This window comes from Janibacter terrae NBRC 107853 (genome assembly GCF_001591405.1).
Taxonomy (GTDB): domain Bacteria; phylum Actinomycetota; class Actinomycetes; order Actinomycetales; family Dermatophilaceae; genus Janibacter; species Janibacter terrae.
This window is the reverse complement of the sequence record NZ_BCUV01000010.1, coordinates 93,884-108,015: the sequence shown is the minus strand read 5'-3', so window position 1 is coordinate 108,015 and position 14,132 is coordinate 93,884. Positions and strand designations below refer to the sequence as shown.

Genomic DNA, 14,132 nt, shown 5'->3' with positions numbered 1-14,132 from the left:
CCTCCAACAGAGCAGTACTGGGCCTTGAGCGGGCGTCAGAGGTCTTGAGGTGTCTCACTCGCGTCGGGGCGAGAATGTTCGTTGGAAGGGTCGCGTTGGAGGAGTCGCCGACCGATGTGTGCGAAGCGTGCCGGACTGTAGTCGACTGGAAGAAGCGTGGTCGCGAACAGCAGTGCCCCGGCACCAAGCAGCAGGATGGCGACGCCGAGCAGGGTGGTGCCGTTGATGAGGGCCGCGACTCCAAAGAGCGTGCCTGCCACCCCGAGCGGCAGGAGCGCGATGTTGAGCAGGGTGGTGCCGTTGATGGGGGCCGCGACCCCCAACAACACGGTCCCGACGCCGAACAGCAGGAGCGCGACCCCCTCCAAGGCGGCGCCGTTGATGAGACCCGCGACCCCGAACAGCATGCTCGCGGCACCGAGTAGCAGGAGCACGCCTCCGAGTGGCCGGGCCGTGGCCCGGACCGTGGTGGCGCCGGCGCCGTTGATGAGGCCCCTGACTCCGACCACCAGGGGCGCGGCGGCGAAGAGCAGGAGTGCGACCCCAAGCAGGGGGTCGCGGTCGAGGTCCCCGAATCCGAGCAGCAGGACTGCGACCCCGACCAGTAGGACGGAGACCCCCTCCAAGGGGCCGACGTTGATGAGGGCAGCGACCCCGAACAGCATGCTCGCGGTACCGAGCAGCAGGTACGCGACCCCGTCCAGGGGGGTGCCGTTGATGAGGGTCGTGACCCCGAGCAGCAGGATCGAGATGCCGAGCAGCAGGCACGCGACCCCCGTCGCTACGTCGCCTATGTGTGCTTGGGTCCGAAGTGATCGCCATGTCATCAGGACGGCGGCTAACCACAGGAGAGCGATGGACCCGAGACTCAAGGCGATGTTGTCCACATTTGCCAATAATGGAGCAGACCCTATATAGGCGCTGAGCAGGACGATGGAGACGCCTCGACCCAAGGGGGTCGGCCCATAACCGCCGGTGGAACGACTGAAGAACCCGCCGGGCAAGGTCAGCATGATGACGACCGTCAGCACGGCAACTAGCAGGACAATCCACCACTTGGCCTGTGTGGCCGACGATATCCAGCTCACTCCCAACCCCACGATGAGCACGCTTACGATCCAGAGCGCAGCACGGTTGGCTGGAGACGATGTGGGGACCACCCCATTCATCGTGCCACGGGCCCGGATCTGCACCCTCGCCTTACATGTTCCGCGCTACCCAGGGAACCGTCCCCATGCCGAGCACCAGTGTGTGTGCGTTGACGATCGTCAAATGCGACACTGCGATGGCAATGACCGTTCATCGCACAGGCGGCCCATGTCGAGAAGCGCTCAAAATTGGAGCAACGCGATTTCTATCTAAGATACGAAGATTCTGGTTGGGCGCACTCCGCCGATGAGGCCGTGCGGCATGATGTCGCGTCCAGCCAAGGTGGTCGGCGCTACTGACTGTCAAAGGCCGATGGCTCGTTGATATTCAGCCCTGGCGGGTATCTGGCGCGGTCAGGAGTCCTGTTGTCTGGCACTGGTGAATTCTGATCACGCTTCCCGACGATCGGAGGATTCTGCGCGTGCGTTTGGAGAGGATTCTGATCGACCCGACCTTCGCGTAGGTTGCTGGGCATGACTGAAGTCGGCCCCGAACTCATTCGTGAACTGTTGAGGGACCAGCATCCGGATCTTGCGGAACTACCGTTGCATGAGGTCGACGGTGGGTGGGGCAACCAAATGTGGCGATTGGGTGAGGATCTTGCCGTTCGCGTCCAGCGGATGAACGCCACGACGGAGTCACAGCTTCTGGAGAGACTTTGGTTGCCGCAGCTCGCTCCGCGCCTTCCTTTGCCCATCCCCGTCCCGGTCCGTGAGGGGGTGCCATCACGGGCGTTGCCGAAGATCTGGACGGTAGTGACGTGGATTCCTGGACTGCCCTTGGACCAGACCGTGATCACTCGCCCCGATGATGCAGCTGAAGCCCTCGGTGGATTTCTTGAGGCGCTGCATCGGACAGCGCCCGCGGACGCACCTATGGACACCGTTGGTCGGGCCGCGCATCCGAAGGACTGCGACGACGGATTTGATTACTTCTTCTCTGCTCTGGACCCGGCGACGCTCGACGGGCAAGGCGCACGGGCGCGGGAGATCTGGAATGACGCGACCGCGGCCCCCGCGTGGGACGGCCCTGCGGTGTGGGTGCACGGCGACTTGCATCCAGCCAACGTCGTGGTCAACAACGGCAGCATCTCCGGGATTGTCGATTTTGAAGGCGTGCATGCCGGTGATCCCGCCGCTGATATCGCTGCCGCGTGGGTGCTGCTACCGGATGGCGCTGCTGAGCGATTTTTTGCCGTCTACTCGGGCGCCGATGAGGCGATGGTTCGCCGAGCTCGAGGTCACGCTCTCCTGAAAAGCCTGTTCCTGATGTTGATGGGGCAGAACGGTCTTCGAGGAGTCCCGGGAGGTAAGCCTGCGTGGGGGGCCCTGGGCAGGGCGTCGCTCGACCGCGCCTTGGCCTAGGGCGTGTCTGCCAATGATCGGGCGTGGGGCGGCGCAGGGTGGATGGCATGGTTCGTGGCGATGTGATCAGTGATGAGTTGTGGCAGGTGATCTCGTCGGTGTTGCCGCCGTGTCGCGAGACGGTCGCTGCGCGACCTCCTCAGCCACCGAAGGGGTGGGCCGCCGTCATCCCCACGGGTCCGCGGACCAGGCCGGGTCCACCGGGCCCCGCCCGGCGACCCAGGCCATGAGCATCTGCCGATCCTCCCCATCCAGCCGCTCCGGGAGCGTGGCGAGCAGGACACCGAGGTCCCAGGCGACGTACTCCTGCGGCCAGTCGGCCGCGGTGTAGGACAGGCCGAGGTCGACGTGGTGCATCTCCACCTCACGCAACCGGTGCGCCGGGCAGGCGGTCACGGGGTATCCCTCGCCACCGGTGAGGTACCCGTACGGCCACCCCTGCGTCTGGGCCTCGACGAAGGCATCGCGCAGCGCCTCCTGGCTGGAGCGCAGATCGGCGAGGATCTCGGCAGCAGGTCGACCTGAACCGTCCTCGATCTCCCCGGCCCGCTGCTCCTCCCCGCCGGCGTACTTGGCCAGACCCGTGCCGTCGAGCGCGCCCCGGACCCGACGAGCGTGCCCGTCGGCGTTGCGGGCGAGGTGGGTGAGGACGTGACCCACGGACCAGCCCGGCAGCAGGCTCGGCGCCCGCACGTCCTCGTCGTCGAGGGCGGCTGCCGTGGCCTCGAGCCGTTCCTCCGCGGCCAGACACAGGTCGATGGCCAGATCTGCTTCCTGATCGAGGTCACTCATGGCCCACAGCGTCTCAAAACCGTCGACGACCCCGCTGCCCTGTCCGCCCCGCGGCGATCGGTCGCGCACCTTCAGTGACTGTCGCCTGGACCCTCTTGACGCCCTCTTCTGTGCCGCCCTATGCTGCATAGCATTGTATAACAATACATGAGCCAGCGACGACAACGAGGTCAGAACACATGCAGATGGACGAAGGGCGTTACATCACGACGGGCTCCTTCCGAACCCACTACTACGAGGTGGGGACCGGTGAGCCGGTGATCCTCATCCACGGCGGCGGCGCCGGAGCCGACGGATGGTCCAACTGGATGACCGGCTCGGCCGACATTTTCGGTCAGCGGATGCGAGCCATCGTCCCTGACCTCGTCGGTTTCGGTCGCTCGGACAAGCCCGACCCTGCGGCATTCACCTACGACCAAGACACGCGTAATCAACAGCTCATCGACTTCATCGAGGCGCTCGAACTGGAACGCGTCAACCTCATCGGCAACTCGATGGGCGGGGCCACCGCGCTCGGAGTGACGATGGAGCGCCCTGATCTGGTCGCCAACCTCGTCCTCATGGGCAGTGCCGGCTACAGCAACACTGTCAGCCCCGAGTTGTCGACGATCGTCAACTACGACTTCACCCCTGAAGGCATGCGCCAGGTGGTGTCGGCGTTGACCAACCCGGACTATCGGGCCTCAGACGCTCAGATCGACTACCGCTACCAAGCCTCGATCGATCCAGCAACCCGCGAAGCCTATGCGGCAACAATGGCGTGGGTGCGCGACGTCGGAATGGCATATCCACACGACGAGATCGCCAAGATCAAGACGCGGACCCTTGTTGTCAACGGCAAGGACGACAAGGTCTGCCCCCCGGACTTCGCCTACGGCATTCTCCAGCTCATTGAGGACTCGACAGGCATCTTCCTCCCCCGCTGCGGTCACTGGGCAATGATCGAGCATCCCGAACTCTTTGCCCGTCTGACGCTCGACTTCCTCCTCCCTTCGCAGGACACGGCCGCCTGAGCGCGAGCCGAAAGGACCACAGCCATGGATATCAAGCAACTGGGCTACCTCGGGCTCAACTCCACCCACCCCGAAGCCTTCACCACGTACGCCACAGAATTCCTGGGACTACAGGCCACGCCTGGCGAAGGCGGGACCACTCAGTTCCGCATGGACGAGCGATACCAGCGGATCACGGTCGAACCCAGCCACGTCGACGGCGGCGCCTACTACGGCTGGGAGATCGCCGACAACAGCGCGTTCGCTGCCGCGGCCGATGAACTCAGCGATGCCGACGTCCGGTTCGAGGAGGCCAGCCAGCTCGAGCTGGAAGTCCGTCGCGTCGAGCGAATGATCCATTTCCGCGACCCCGCCGGCAACCGCGCCGAGCTGTACACGGGGGCAGCTGACGGCGATGGGGAGTTCACCTCCGCCCGCGACATCCCCGGGTTCATCACCGGGGACATGGGACTCGGTCACGTGGTTCTCGCGGGGCCGGACGTGTCCGCGCTGCAACGATTCTACGTGGACACCCTGGGCTTCAAGGTCAGTGACACCATGCGCCAGCCCTTTCAGGCGACATTCCTGCACACCAACCCACGCCATCACAGCGTCGCTTTCGTCGACGGGCCGTTCTTCGGCATCGACGAGCCCTTCCTCCATCACTTCATGCTCGAGGTGGAGCAGATCGACGACGTCGGACGCACCTATGACTTGGCCCAGGACAGCGGCGTCCCCATTGCCATGTCGCTCGGCCGCCACACCAACGACAACATGTTCTCCTTCTACGCGACCTCTCCTGTGGGCGTGCACACGGAGTTCGGCAGCGGCGGCATCCTCATCGACGACGACTGCTGGGAGGTCCGGGAGATCCCCGGCCCCGATCTCTGGGGACACCGACACTGACCACCTCGCGCCACTCCCGACGCATTCCACCGCTTTCCAGGAGAATCCATAAGTACACCACACGAAGTCGAGACCGAGGTCCTCGTCGTCGGCGCCGGACCGTCAGGGGCTACGGCCGCCGCACTGCTGGCGACGTACGGCATCGATTGCATGGCCATCAACAAGCACGCGAGCGTGGCGAATTCGCCACGCGCTCACATCACCAACCAACGCGCCCTCGAGGTATTCCGCGACCTCGGCATCGAAGATCAGGTGACCGGCTGGGCAACCCCTCAGTCCCAGATGGGCGAGCACGTCTTTGCCACGAGCCTCTCCGGTGAAGAGCTGGGACGCCTACGCACGTGGTACACCCACCCCCGCTTCCAGGCTGAGCACGATCTGGCCAGCCCCACAAGCATCTGCGACATACCGCAGCACCTCCTCGAACCCATCCTCGTGAACACCGCCTCCTCTCGCGGCAGCACCGTCCGGTTCAACACCGAGCTGCTGACGATCACCGACGCCGGCGACCACGTCGTTGCGCATGTCCGAGACCGGGTCACCGGTGGCGAGTACTCGATCCGAGCTCGCTACGCGATCGGGGCCGATGGAGGTAACTCCATCGTCGCTCAGCAGGCTGGTTTGCCGTTCGAGGGCGAGATGGGCGTGAGTAGCTCCATCAACGTCGACTTCGAGGCCGATCTGAGCCACCTCGTCAGTCACCGGCAGGGTGACATGTACTGGTTCATCCAGCCCGGAGTGGGCCACGACGGCAACGGTATCGGTGTCCTGCGCATGATCCGTCCATGGACGCGCTGGGTGGGGGTCTGGGGTTTCGAACCCTCCGATGGTCCGGCAGACCTGAGCGACGCCAACGGCGTACGTATCGCTCACAAGCTGATCGGGGACTCGTCCGTGCCTGTCCGGGTCGAGTCGATGTCCACGTGGGCGGTGAACAAAATGGTGGCCACCGACAACACCGCTGGACGCATCTTCTGCGTGGGGGATGCCGTTCACCGGCACTCCCCGATGAACGGACTCGGTTCCAACACCTCCGTCCAAGACAGCTTCAACCTGTGCTGGAAGCTCGCGCTCGTGCTGCGCGAGCAGGCCTCATCCGCGCTGCTGGAGACCTATCGGGATGAGCGGGTTCCAGTAGGTCGCCAAATCGTCGACCGGGCATCGCGGAGCAACGACCTCATGCCTCCACTCTTCATGGCGCTCCAGGTCCCACCGAACTGCGACGAGCAAACTCTCGAGACTGCTATCAAGCGGCTCGCCGAGCCGACGCCCGAGGGTCTGCAGCGCCGCCAAGAGTTCGACGCCGCCCTCGCCGGCACCCTGCTGTGCTTCAACGCCCACGGCATCGAGCTGAACCAGCACTACGACTCCGCAGCGGTTGTCACCGACGGCAGCGACGTCGAGATCCCTGAGCGTGACGAGGAGTTGCACTACTTTCCCTCCACGCGGCCCGGTCGGCACCTGCCGCACGCCTGGCTCACACGGGACCAACGTCGAGTGGCCTTGCTCGACCTGTGCGGTCGAGGACAGTTCACCCTGCTCACCGGAGTGGCTGGCGACGTCTGGCACGAGGCGGCCCGCACCGTCGCTGACGAGCTAGGTGTCGCCCTCACCATCCACGCCATCGGTCGTGGTTGCGAGCACCAGGACAGCTACGGCGACTTCGCTGCTGTCAGGGACATCGAGGACGACGGTGCGCTGCTCGTGCGCCCTGACCACATGATCGGGTGGCGGGCAGCCGACTCCTCCGGGGACGCGGCTGCTCGGTTGCGTGCCGCTCTGGGCGCGATCCTCGGGCGCGCGTAGTACTAGTCACGCCAGCCGGGATTGAAGACCCCGTCGAACTCTTTCTGGTCCAAGGACAGCACCCGCTGGACAACCCGATCGAGGTGCGCGACCATCTGCTCGCGTGCCTCGTCGGGTCGTCCCGCAGTGACCGCCGCGAGAATCTCCTCGTGGTCCTGCATGGAGGCGGCGAAATCCCACGTGTTGGTACCCGCGAAGTGCCGTAGCCGATGCAGCGGTAGTGGTAACAGTTGCCACTGGCGGGCGAGCAGCTTGTTGCCGCACCGGCGCACGATCCCACCGTGCACCAAGTCGTCGTGCTCGGTGAACGCCTCCGCCCCATGGTCCGGGTGGGGTCGCCTCATGTCGGCAACCACCTCGAAGAAGTAGTCGCGGTTGTCAGCCCGGTCGATGTGCGCGGCGACGAGCTCCGAGGCGAACCCCTCTAGCGCCATCCGCACCTCGAAGTAGTCATGGATGTCCTCACGACTGAGAACCCTCACGACGGCACCCCGGTTCGGGTAGAGGTCCAGGATCCCCTCCGCAGCCATCCGCTTGAGTACCTCACGAAGGGGGACTCTGCTCACCCGGTGACCGGTGGCAAGCCGCGACTCCGTCAGGCGTTCACCGGCGACGTAACGTCCCGCCGCGACCTCGGCGAAGATCTCCGCGTAGACCCGATCGGCCACCGATGGCGCCGGGGACGGGTCGACACCGGTGGAACCACCCTTCGGTGCACGGGACGCGGGCGGTGCACTCACGCAAACGAGGCTACCTGCACCGGACCGCAGTCGGCGTCCACCGCTGCGACGGGACAGCGCAGTCAGCCCGCTGCGCACTCGATGCACAGCCGGGCGGTGGGCCGGGCCTCGAGGCGGGCCGCGGCGATCGCTCGACCGCACCCTTCGCAGGCGCCGTACGTCCCGTGCCCGACCCGCTCGAGAGCCGCGTCGATCTCGCCGAGACGGGCCCGGGCCTGCTGGACCAGCGCATCCAGCTGCGAGCGCTCGAAGGCGATCGTCGCTCCCTCCGGGTCGTGCTCGTCGTCGGCATTGCTCCCTTCACTCGCCTCGACGAGGGCAGTGAAGTCCCCGGTGAGGGTCGCGAGGCGGGCGAGGGTCTCCCTTCGCTCGTCCTCGAGCAGGGGGCGTGGGTCGGTCATGCCGTCAGCGTGTCATCTTCTCGACCGCAGGAACGAGCACCTTCTCGACATCCGGCTTCATGGTGCGCGTGTACGTGTCGGTGACGTGCGAGGTCTGCCGGTAGATGAACACGCCGCCGATGACGGGGACGCAGGTCTTCTCCGGGCAGATGGCCTCCCGGAAGTCGATGATCCTGACGCTCGGCACCTTCTTGGCCGCGGCGCGGAACTCGTCGACGGAGCTGGACTCGACGCCCTCCTGCTTGTCGAAGGTGCACGCGGCGAGGTCGTCCATGTGCTCGGCGGCGCACTTGTAGACCTCGATGCCCGGACTCGGGTTGTCGAGGATCGCGAGCACCGGGATGCCGTGGTCGTCGAGCTCCTGCCACGACGCGGCGAGGGCGTCGGTCATCCCCTTGTGGGAGAGCGACTCGAGATCGTCGGGGTCCTCGAGGGCCTGGTCGATCCGGCTCGTCGTGAGGACGAGGTCCGGCTTCATGTCGAGGGCGATGTCCCTGACCTTGCTGTTCCAGTCGGCGCAGCTGGTGTAGATCTTCCCCTTCGCCAGCTGCACACCGGAGCTGAAGGCGCACGCCGACTTGGTGTACGACACCATCTTCCAGCCGTTCTCCTTGGCGAGCTCGTCGAGGACGGTCTGCCACTGGAGGATCTTCGAGTCGCCGACGACGAGGATCGTCTGCTTGCCGTCCGGGTCGCCGTACTCGCAGCGGATGGGCTCGGAGCTGTCCAGGCCGGCCTGGCACTCGTCCTCCTCGGCCATCGGCGCGAGGTCCTCGGTCACCCGGCTGATGTCGGGGACGAAGCCCTCCACGTCCTTGAGGCTCGCGACCGTCCCGGGGCGCGGCTGGCCGGCGGCGGGCTTCTCGTGCAGGACCGCCGCGCCCGGGGCGGCCGCGCCCCCGTCCGCGCCCGTCCCGCTCGAGGCCGGGACGGCCAGGACGAGGACGAGACCGGCGACGACGCCGATCGCCGAGAAGTTCGCGCCCATCGACAGGCTGAGCGGGTTGGAGACCGACAGCTTCGTGGAGAAGCGGATCGGGTTCTCGATGAAGCGGTAGGACAGGTACGCCGGGATGACGGAGAAGGCCGCCACGGCCAGTCCCCGCTTGAGGCTCAGCCCGTCCCAGTACGACTCCGCGGACACGAGCAGCGGCCAGTGCCAGAGGTAGAGCGAGTAGGAGAGCCCGCCGACCCACACCATGGGGCGAAGGGAGAGCACCGCGCCCGGTCCCATCGGGCTGCTGCTGAACCCGGAGACGATGACGGCGGCGGAGCCCAGGGTCGGCACGAGAGCGGCGTAGCCGGGCCACGCGGTCGCGGACGACAGGAGGAAGCCCCCGGCGACGACGGCGGCGAGGCCGACCCAGCCGAGCCCGGCGGGCTCTTCGCGGTTCGTGGTGAACGGCCGGGTGTGATCGGTGTTCACGCCGCTGTTCGGGAGGCGCTGCTCAGCAGGATACGGGTGCGGTAGTTGTGCGGGTTGCGGAAGCCTCGTCCGGTGCGCTTGATTTGCTTGATGCCGGTGTTCGCGGCCTCGACCTTCGCGGTGGTCGCGCCGGTGACGACGAGGACCTCGATGGCGTCCCACCATGCCACGACGGTCTCGTACAGCGCGGTGGTCTCGGGCATGTCCGCGACCACCGCGTAGTAGCCCAGGCGCATCCGCTCGTTCCAGGCGTCGGCGAGCGTGTCGACGGCCAGCAGGCGGCGTAGTTGTTCCTTGATCGCCCACGCTGCGGACAGCTCGTCGGTCGGGTCGTCGATGGCGAAGACCCGATCCAACCGGGCCCAGGCCCGCTGCGAGAGGGTGTCCGCGCCGCGCAGCAGCAGCAAGCGGTGCGCCCACGCCGGGTCGTTCTTGCGGCCGCGCCGGCCGTGCTGAGCGCGGGTCAGGCGCTGCCGCACCCGAGTGACCATGTCGTTGCCGAGCTTGACCAGGTGGAACTTGTCCACCGAGACCGCCGCTCGGGGCAGGTGCTCGCGCAGCGCCTTGCGGAACGCCGCCGAGGGGTCGATCGCGACGACTTGCACCTGCTCGCGCCACGCGGGTGAGCGCTCGGCCAGCCAGGCGCCCACGGCGGTGGAGTCGCGCCCGTCGACGATGCCGAGGACCTGCCCAGTGGCCAGGTCGACCAGCGTGGTCATCCACGGCTCGTACCGGCGCCCGGCGCCAGCTTCGTCGCGGAAGAAGCGCACTGAGCGGTAGCGGTGCTCATCGATGCCCAACCGGGTGACCGCGATGTCGTCGACGTCGGGCAGCACAGCCGCTGCCGCGCTGGTCAGGGCGGTCTGGACCAGCCACCACGAGATCCGGTGGGCGCGCGCGACCTCCGCGGCAGCACGGCCGGAGTCGATGACCGCCGCCACGATCTGCTCCTTCAACCGCCTCGTCGAGCGCGCGAACCGCGGAACCTGTGTGGTGGCCTCGGCGAACGTGCCTCTGCTGCAGCGTGATTCGGAGCAGAACCAGCGTCGTTTGGCCCACAGCACCTCCACGGCGCCGGCGACCGGGACGTCCCGGACCCGTTGCAGACGACGGGAGTGGGCCTTCGTCGCGATCACGCCGCACTCCGGACAGCCGGGTGGATCGGTCGAGGCGACCGTCACCCGCCGGCCGCCTTCGGGCAGGTCGACGGCGTCGATGACGCGGTAGTCAGGCAGATTGAAGATCGTGCTCGCAGCATCACGCCGCGAGACCGTAGGCTCGTTCACAGGCTCGTGGTCCTCTGTTCTGGGATGTCTCGACAACACCCATCACAGCAGGGCCACGAGCTCCTACGCCGCTACGACGCGGACCTCTCCTTCACCACGAACCACGGAGAGCCACATAACATCGATCTGATGATGGGCTTCGACGGTGTGCTGAATAAGTGCTGCGACCTCATCTTCAGACGTGACGTCAACCCTAAAAAATGAGGCATTCCCGCCCTCTGTGACGATTTTCCTTCGGCCTGAATCCATCCTCGTTTCCAAACGATGGAGAACCCAGGATGCTTCATTGTCGCGTCAAGCCGCTGACGGCATGGCCTCGCGGCCAGGGTAAGCTGCGGCGAGCGTTCGGAAGATCTGCCGGCTGATGTAGCGCTTGAGCTCTCTTGGTCAAGTCGCTGCGGCAAGGAGCTGTTCGCCGCGGTGTCGCGAGGGGTCGTAGACGCTGTCGGTGGTCCAGCATGCCCAGATGACTCGGATCCATCCGCGGGCGAGGATCCGGACGGCGTGAGGATGTCGGGCGCCGCGCGCACGTGCTCGTTGGTAGGCGTCGGCCGCCCAGGACGAGGAGTGTCGGGAGTTGTCGGCGAAGCTGGTGATCGCGACGCGTGCAGGGGGCCCTGACCCCGGTTCTTGGACACGCTGAATCCAGCATCTGCTGGGAAGCGAGATGATCGAAGAACCATGGCCAGGAAGAACTACTCCGAGGAGTTCCGTCGTCAGGCCGTCGACTTGTACGAGTCCACACCGGGGGCCACGGTCCGCGGTATCGCTGAGGACCGGGGCATCGTGCGTGGCACGCTGCGCCACTGGCTCGAGGCGTACGAGACGGGCAAGAAGACCGCGGCTGACGGAACGTTGACCTCCAGCCCACTGCAGTCCAAGCCGCCGACGAGCCTTGCGGGGTCCGTCGATGAGACGCCGGAGCAGAAGATCGCCCGACTCGAAGCCGAGAACGCGACGCTACGCCAGTTCGTCTCCCCAGCGAAATACTTGGCCGCCGAACGCAGAAACTCCCGCTTGGTGGTGAGCTTGTTCTCGCTGGCCTCCAGCTCGGCGACCCGGGCCGAGAGCCGGGCGATCTTCTCCTCGGCTGTCTCCTCGCCACTACCGTCTGCGGCACCCGAGGACGCGGACCGTCCGGTGCGGGTGGACCGGGCGACGCTCACCCTCGGGTACGCCGGCGTCTACTCTTCGTTCCTGCGGCATGCGGAGAACGTTGCCGCCCGACACGACGTCGACTCCCCGGGTACGGACGGCAGCGGAGGCATCGTCCTATGCGCCATCACGATCTGGCTTCATGGATGAGCGACACGCCCGAGCGCACGCAATGAGACGGCCGGGTCGATCAGGTCCGATGCCATAACGGGAACTCGTCCCTCGATCAGTGGCTTGGTCGCCCGCAACTCCTTCGGCGAGTCGATCGCAGCCGCCGCGGTGACCCGCCCATCGCGGACCCAGAATGCGACGAACTGCGCCGTGGTCACGCCAGGTCGGACGACGAACTGGTCGCCTGGCTGGTGTCGGCCATACATCTGGAGCCGATGTCCGTATTGATCGGACCAGAAGTACGGCGCATCTGTGTTGACTGCCGGTACCCCAACCATGTTGGCTCCGGTGACTGTGCCTAGACGATTGGCGACGTCCCAGTGCTCGATGCGCTGGCGACGCCCGGTGAACGGACTGACGAAGGTGGCGACGTCGCCGGCCGCCCAGATCCAGGGGACACTCGTGCGACCGTGACGGTCCGCGACGATGCCGCCGTTGCAGTACACCCCTGCGTCTCGGGCCAGCTCGTCGTTGGGCTCCACCCCGCAGCCAACGAGTACGGTGGCCGCATCCAGAACCGAGCCATCGTCCAGGACGACCTTCTCGACCTCCCTCTCCCCCACGAACTCGGTCACAGTGCGCCCCCCCAGAATCCGCACCCCCTCACGCTCGTGCATCCGCTGGACGTGGGCTGCAAGGGCAGGGCCCAGCACGCCGGCCAGCGGCACCGGCATCGCCTCGACTACCGTGACATCGATCCCTCTTCCCCGCGCGACGGCCGCCGCCTCGAGGCCGATGAACCCTCCTCCGACGATCACCCAAGGACCGCCCACGTCGAGGCGCGCCGCCAGCGCACGTGCATCCGCCAGGCCACGCAGCACCAGGACATGCTCGAGATATTCTCCCGGAACTCCCAGACGCCGAGCGTTGACACCGGTCGCCACTAGCACGGCATCCGCCCCGAGTCCCTCGCCGTCAGGCAACCGCACCACCTTCCGGTCGACATCGAGCGCTGCGACCGGCATGCCGAGCAGCAGGTCGATGTCTTCCTCGACGTACGTGCTCGGTGGGAGGATCCGACGCGGCGCGTCAAGGTCGGTGAAAGACTTCGACAGAGGCGGTCGCTCGTAGGGCTCCTCGGAGGCTGCTTCCACGAGAGTGATCCGACCCTCGAAGCCATTTCTCCGCATGGCTAGTGCCGCTGCGACACCGGCAGCACTGCCACCGACGATGACGTGGTGCGGTGCGGTCATTGGTGCACCCTCTTCCTGGCGGGGATCGAGATGATGGTTGTTGTTCGGACTCGGTGAGGCTCGGTGTGATGGCCGGTGGGGGTCGCGCGCGAAGGGCCTCCCAAAACACCGCCGCCCCCGGGCTGTCCCGAGCCATGGAGCGCCAGTCAGTAACCGCCCGACATCCAGCCTCTCCTCGCCGACCCGTCGCTGCCACCTAGAATGAACTGTGGGCTGACTCTCTGTCGGTGTGGCTTCACCTCGGAGCGGTCGAAGGCGACGACGCGAGCGCCCTCCTCGACATACCGCTCGACGATGTCGCGCGACCGAGACCGGAACCGGCTCCGGTGACGATGACCGAGTAGTCCTGAAGCCAACCCACGGCTCTCACTCCTTGATGAGGTACGTGCTCGGAAGCGCAACATAAAGGACCCCGTCGACGAGTGCGACGGGATGGACGGCCACAGCCGTCGTGGCGGGCGGCGCGAGCGGCTCGCCGGTGCGCAAGTTGAACTTAGCGAGGTGGAGGGCGCATTCGACGAAACCGTCCGCGACCCACCCGTCCGCCAACGAGTAGGTCTCGTGGGTGCACGTATCGTCGATACAGAAGTACTCGCCCTCTGTTACAAACACCGAGACGGGCGGCAGCGTACCGAGGCACAGACCTTCGTCCTCGGGCACGTCGTGGGCCGCACAGGCACGGCGCCATGTGCGGCCCTCGACGTTCGGCAGCGCCACTTCCACGTCGTTGTTGGTCATCGTGCCCGAAGCC

The 14,132-nt window shown here is 66.3% G+C and carries 13 protein-coding genes and 1 pseudogene; 6 read left to right on the top strand and 8 right to left on the bottom strand.

Features of this window, described 5'->3' with window-relative positions; genetic code table 11:
• Window positions 1-35: 35 nt before the first annotated feature.
• A complete protein-coding gene (locus JT1_RS17390) occupies window positions 36-1,109 on the bottom strand; it encodes a hypothetical protein (protein WP_068329977.1) in 1,074 nt (357 codons plus the stop codon).
• Between the two features lie 513 nt (window positions 1,110-1,622).
• Here JT1_RS17390 and JT1_RS17385 point away from each other — a divergent pair.
• The gene (locus JT1_RS17385) at window positions 1,623-2,513 is read left to right on the top strand and encodes an aminoglycoside phosphotransferase family protein (protein WP_068329974.1); all 891 of its coding nucleotides are present in this window, start codon (window positions 1,623-1,625) and stop codon (window positions 2,511-2,513) included.
• Window positions 2,514-2,678: 165 nt separating this feature from the next.
• Here JT1_RS17385 and JT1_RS17380 read toward each other — a convergent pair whose 3' ends face one another.
• Complete coding sequence (locus tag JT1_RS17380) at window positions 2,679-3,305, bottom strand: maleylpyruvate isomerase N-terminal domain-containing protein (RefSeq protein WP_068329971.1); 627 nt, start codon at window positions 3,303-3,305, stop codon at window positions 2,679-2,681.
• 179 nt (window positions 3,306-3,484) lie between these two features.
• Between JT1_RS17380 and JT1_RS17375 the strand changes: the two genes are divergently transcribed.
• From JT1_RS17375 to JT1_RS17365, 3 genes are read left to right on the top strand one after another with little or no spacing between them, the layout of a single operon-like run.
• Complete coding sequence (locus JT1_RS17375) at window positions 3,485-4,318, top strand: alpha/beta fold hydrolase (RefSeq protein ID WP_169702105.1); 834 nt, start codon at window positions 3,485-3,487, stop codon at window positions 4,316-4,318.
• Between the two features lie 24 nt (window positions 4,319-4,342).
• The gene (locus JT1_RS17370; RefSeq protein WP_068329969.1) at window positions 4,343-5,203 is read left to right on the top strand and encodes a VOC family protein; all 861 of its coding nucleotides are present in this window, start codon (window positions 4,343-4,345) and stop codon (window positions 5,201-5,203) included.
• A 48-nt stretch (window positions 5,204-5,251) separates the two neighbouring features.
• Window positions 5,252-7,009, top strand: a complete 1,758-nt coding sequence (locus JT1_RS17365; RefSeq protein ID WP_068329965.1) for an FAD-dependent oxidoreductase — start codon at window positions 5,252-5,254, stop codon at window positions 7,007-7,009.
• A 2-nt stretch (window positions 7,010-7,011) separates the two neighbouring features.
• Here the strand turns inward: JT1_RS17365 and JT1_RS17360 are convergent, their stop codons facing one another.
• From JT1_RS17360 to JT1_RS17345, 4 genes are all read right to left on the bottom strand, one after another.
• On the bottom strand, window positions 7,012-7,749 hold the full coding sequence (locus tag JT1_RS17360; RefSeq protein ID WP_169702104.1) for a GntR family transcriptional regulator: 738 nt from the start codon (window positions 7,747-7,749) through the stop codon (window positions 7,012-7,014).
• 62 nt (window positions 7,750-7,811) lie between these two features.
• Window positions 7,812-8,150 carry a TraR/DksA family transcriptional regulator gene (locus JT1_RS17355; protein WP_068329959.1) on the bottom strand — a complete coding sequence of 113 codons (339 nt, stop codon included), beginning with the start codon at window positions 8,148-8,150 and terminating at the stop codon, window positions 7,812-7,814.
• Between the two features lie 4 nt (window positions 8,151-8,154).
• Window positions 8,155-9,576 (bottom strand): acyltransferase family protein, encoded by a 1,422-nt coding sequence (locus tag JT1_RS17350; RefSeq protein ID WP_032492313.1) that lies wholly within the window; start codon window positions 9,574-9,576, stop codon window positions 8,155-8,157.
• Window positions 9,573-10,862 carry an ISL3 family transposase gene (locus tag JT1_RS17345; RefSeq protein ID WP_032492314.1) on the bottom strand — a complete coding sequence of 430 codons (1,290 nt, stop codon included), beginning with the start codon at window positions 10,860-10,862 and terminating at the stop codon, window positions 9,573-9,575. Before JT1_RS17345 ends, JT1_RS17350 begins: the two co-directional genes overlap by 4 nt.
• 681 nt (window positions 10,863-11,543) lie before the next feature.
• On the opposite strand from JT1_RS17345, the pseudogene JT1_RS19050 reads away from it, so the two are divergent.
• Window positions 11,544-11,828: pseudogene (locus tag JT1_RS19050) on the top strand (transposase); the annotation flags it as partial.
• Window positions 11,829-11,882: 54 nt separating this feature from the next.
• Window positions 11,883-12,167 (top strand): 4-hydroxy-2-oxovalerate aldolase family protein, encoded by a 285-nt coding sequence (locus tag JT1_RS19045; RefSeq protein WP_255218360.1) that lies wholly within the window; start codon window positions 11,883-11,885, stop codon window positions 12,165-12,167.
• Here the strand turns inward: JT1_RS19045 and JT1_RS17335 are convergent.
• Both JT1_RS17335 and JT1_RS17330 read right to left on the bottom strand, forming a co-directional pair.
• Complete coding sequence (locus tag JT1_RS17335; RefSeq protein ID WP_032492315.1) at window positions 12,158-13,381, bottom strand: NAD(P)/FAD-dependent oxidoreductase; 1,224 nt, start codon at window positions 13,379-13,381, stop codon at window positions 12,158-12,160. The genes JT1_RS19045 and JT1_RS17335 overlap by 10 nt on opposite strands.
• A 366-nt stretch (window positions 13,382-13,747) precedes the next feature.
• Window positions 13,748-14,119: a non-heme iron oxygenase ferredoxin subunit gene (locus JT1_RS17330; protein WP_068329956.1), complete on the bottom strand. Its 372-nt coding sequence runs from the start codon at window positions 14,117-14,119 to the stop codon at window positions 13,748-13,750.
• Between the last annotated feature and the right edge of the window lie 13 nt (window positions 14,120-14,132).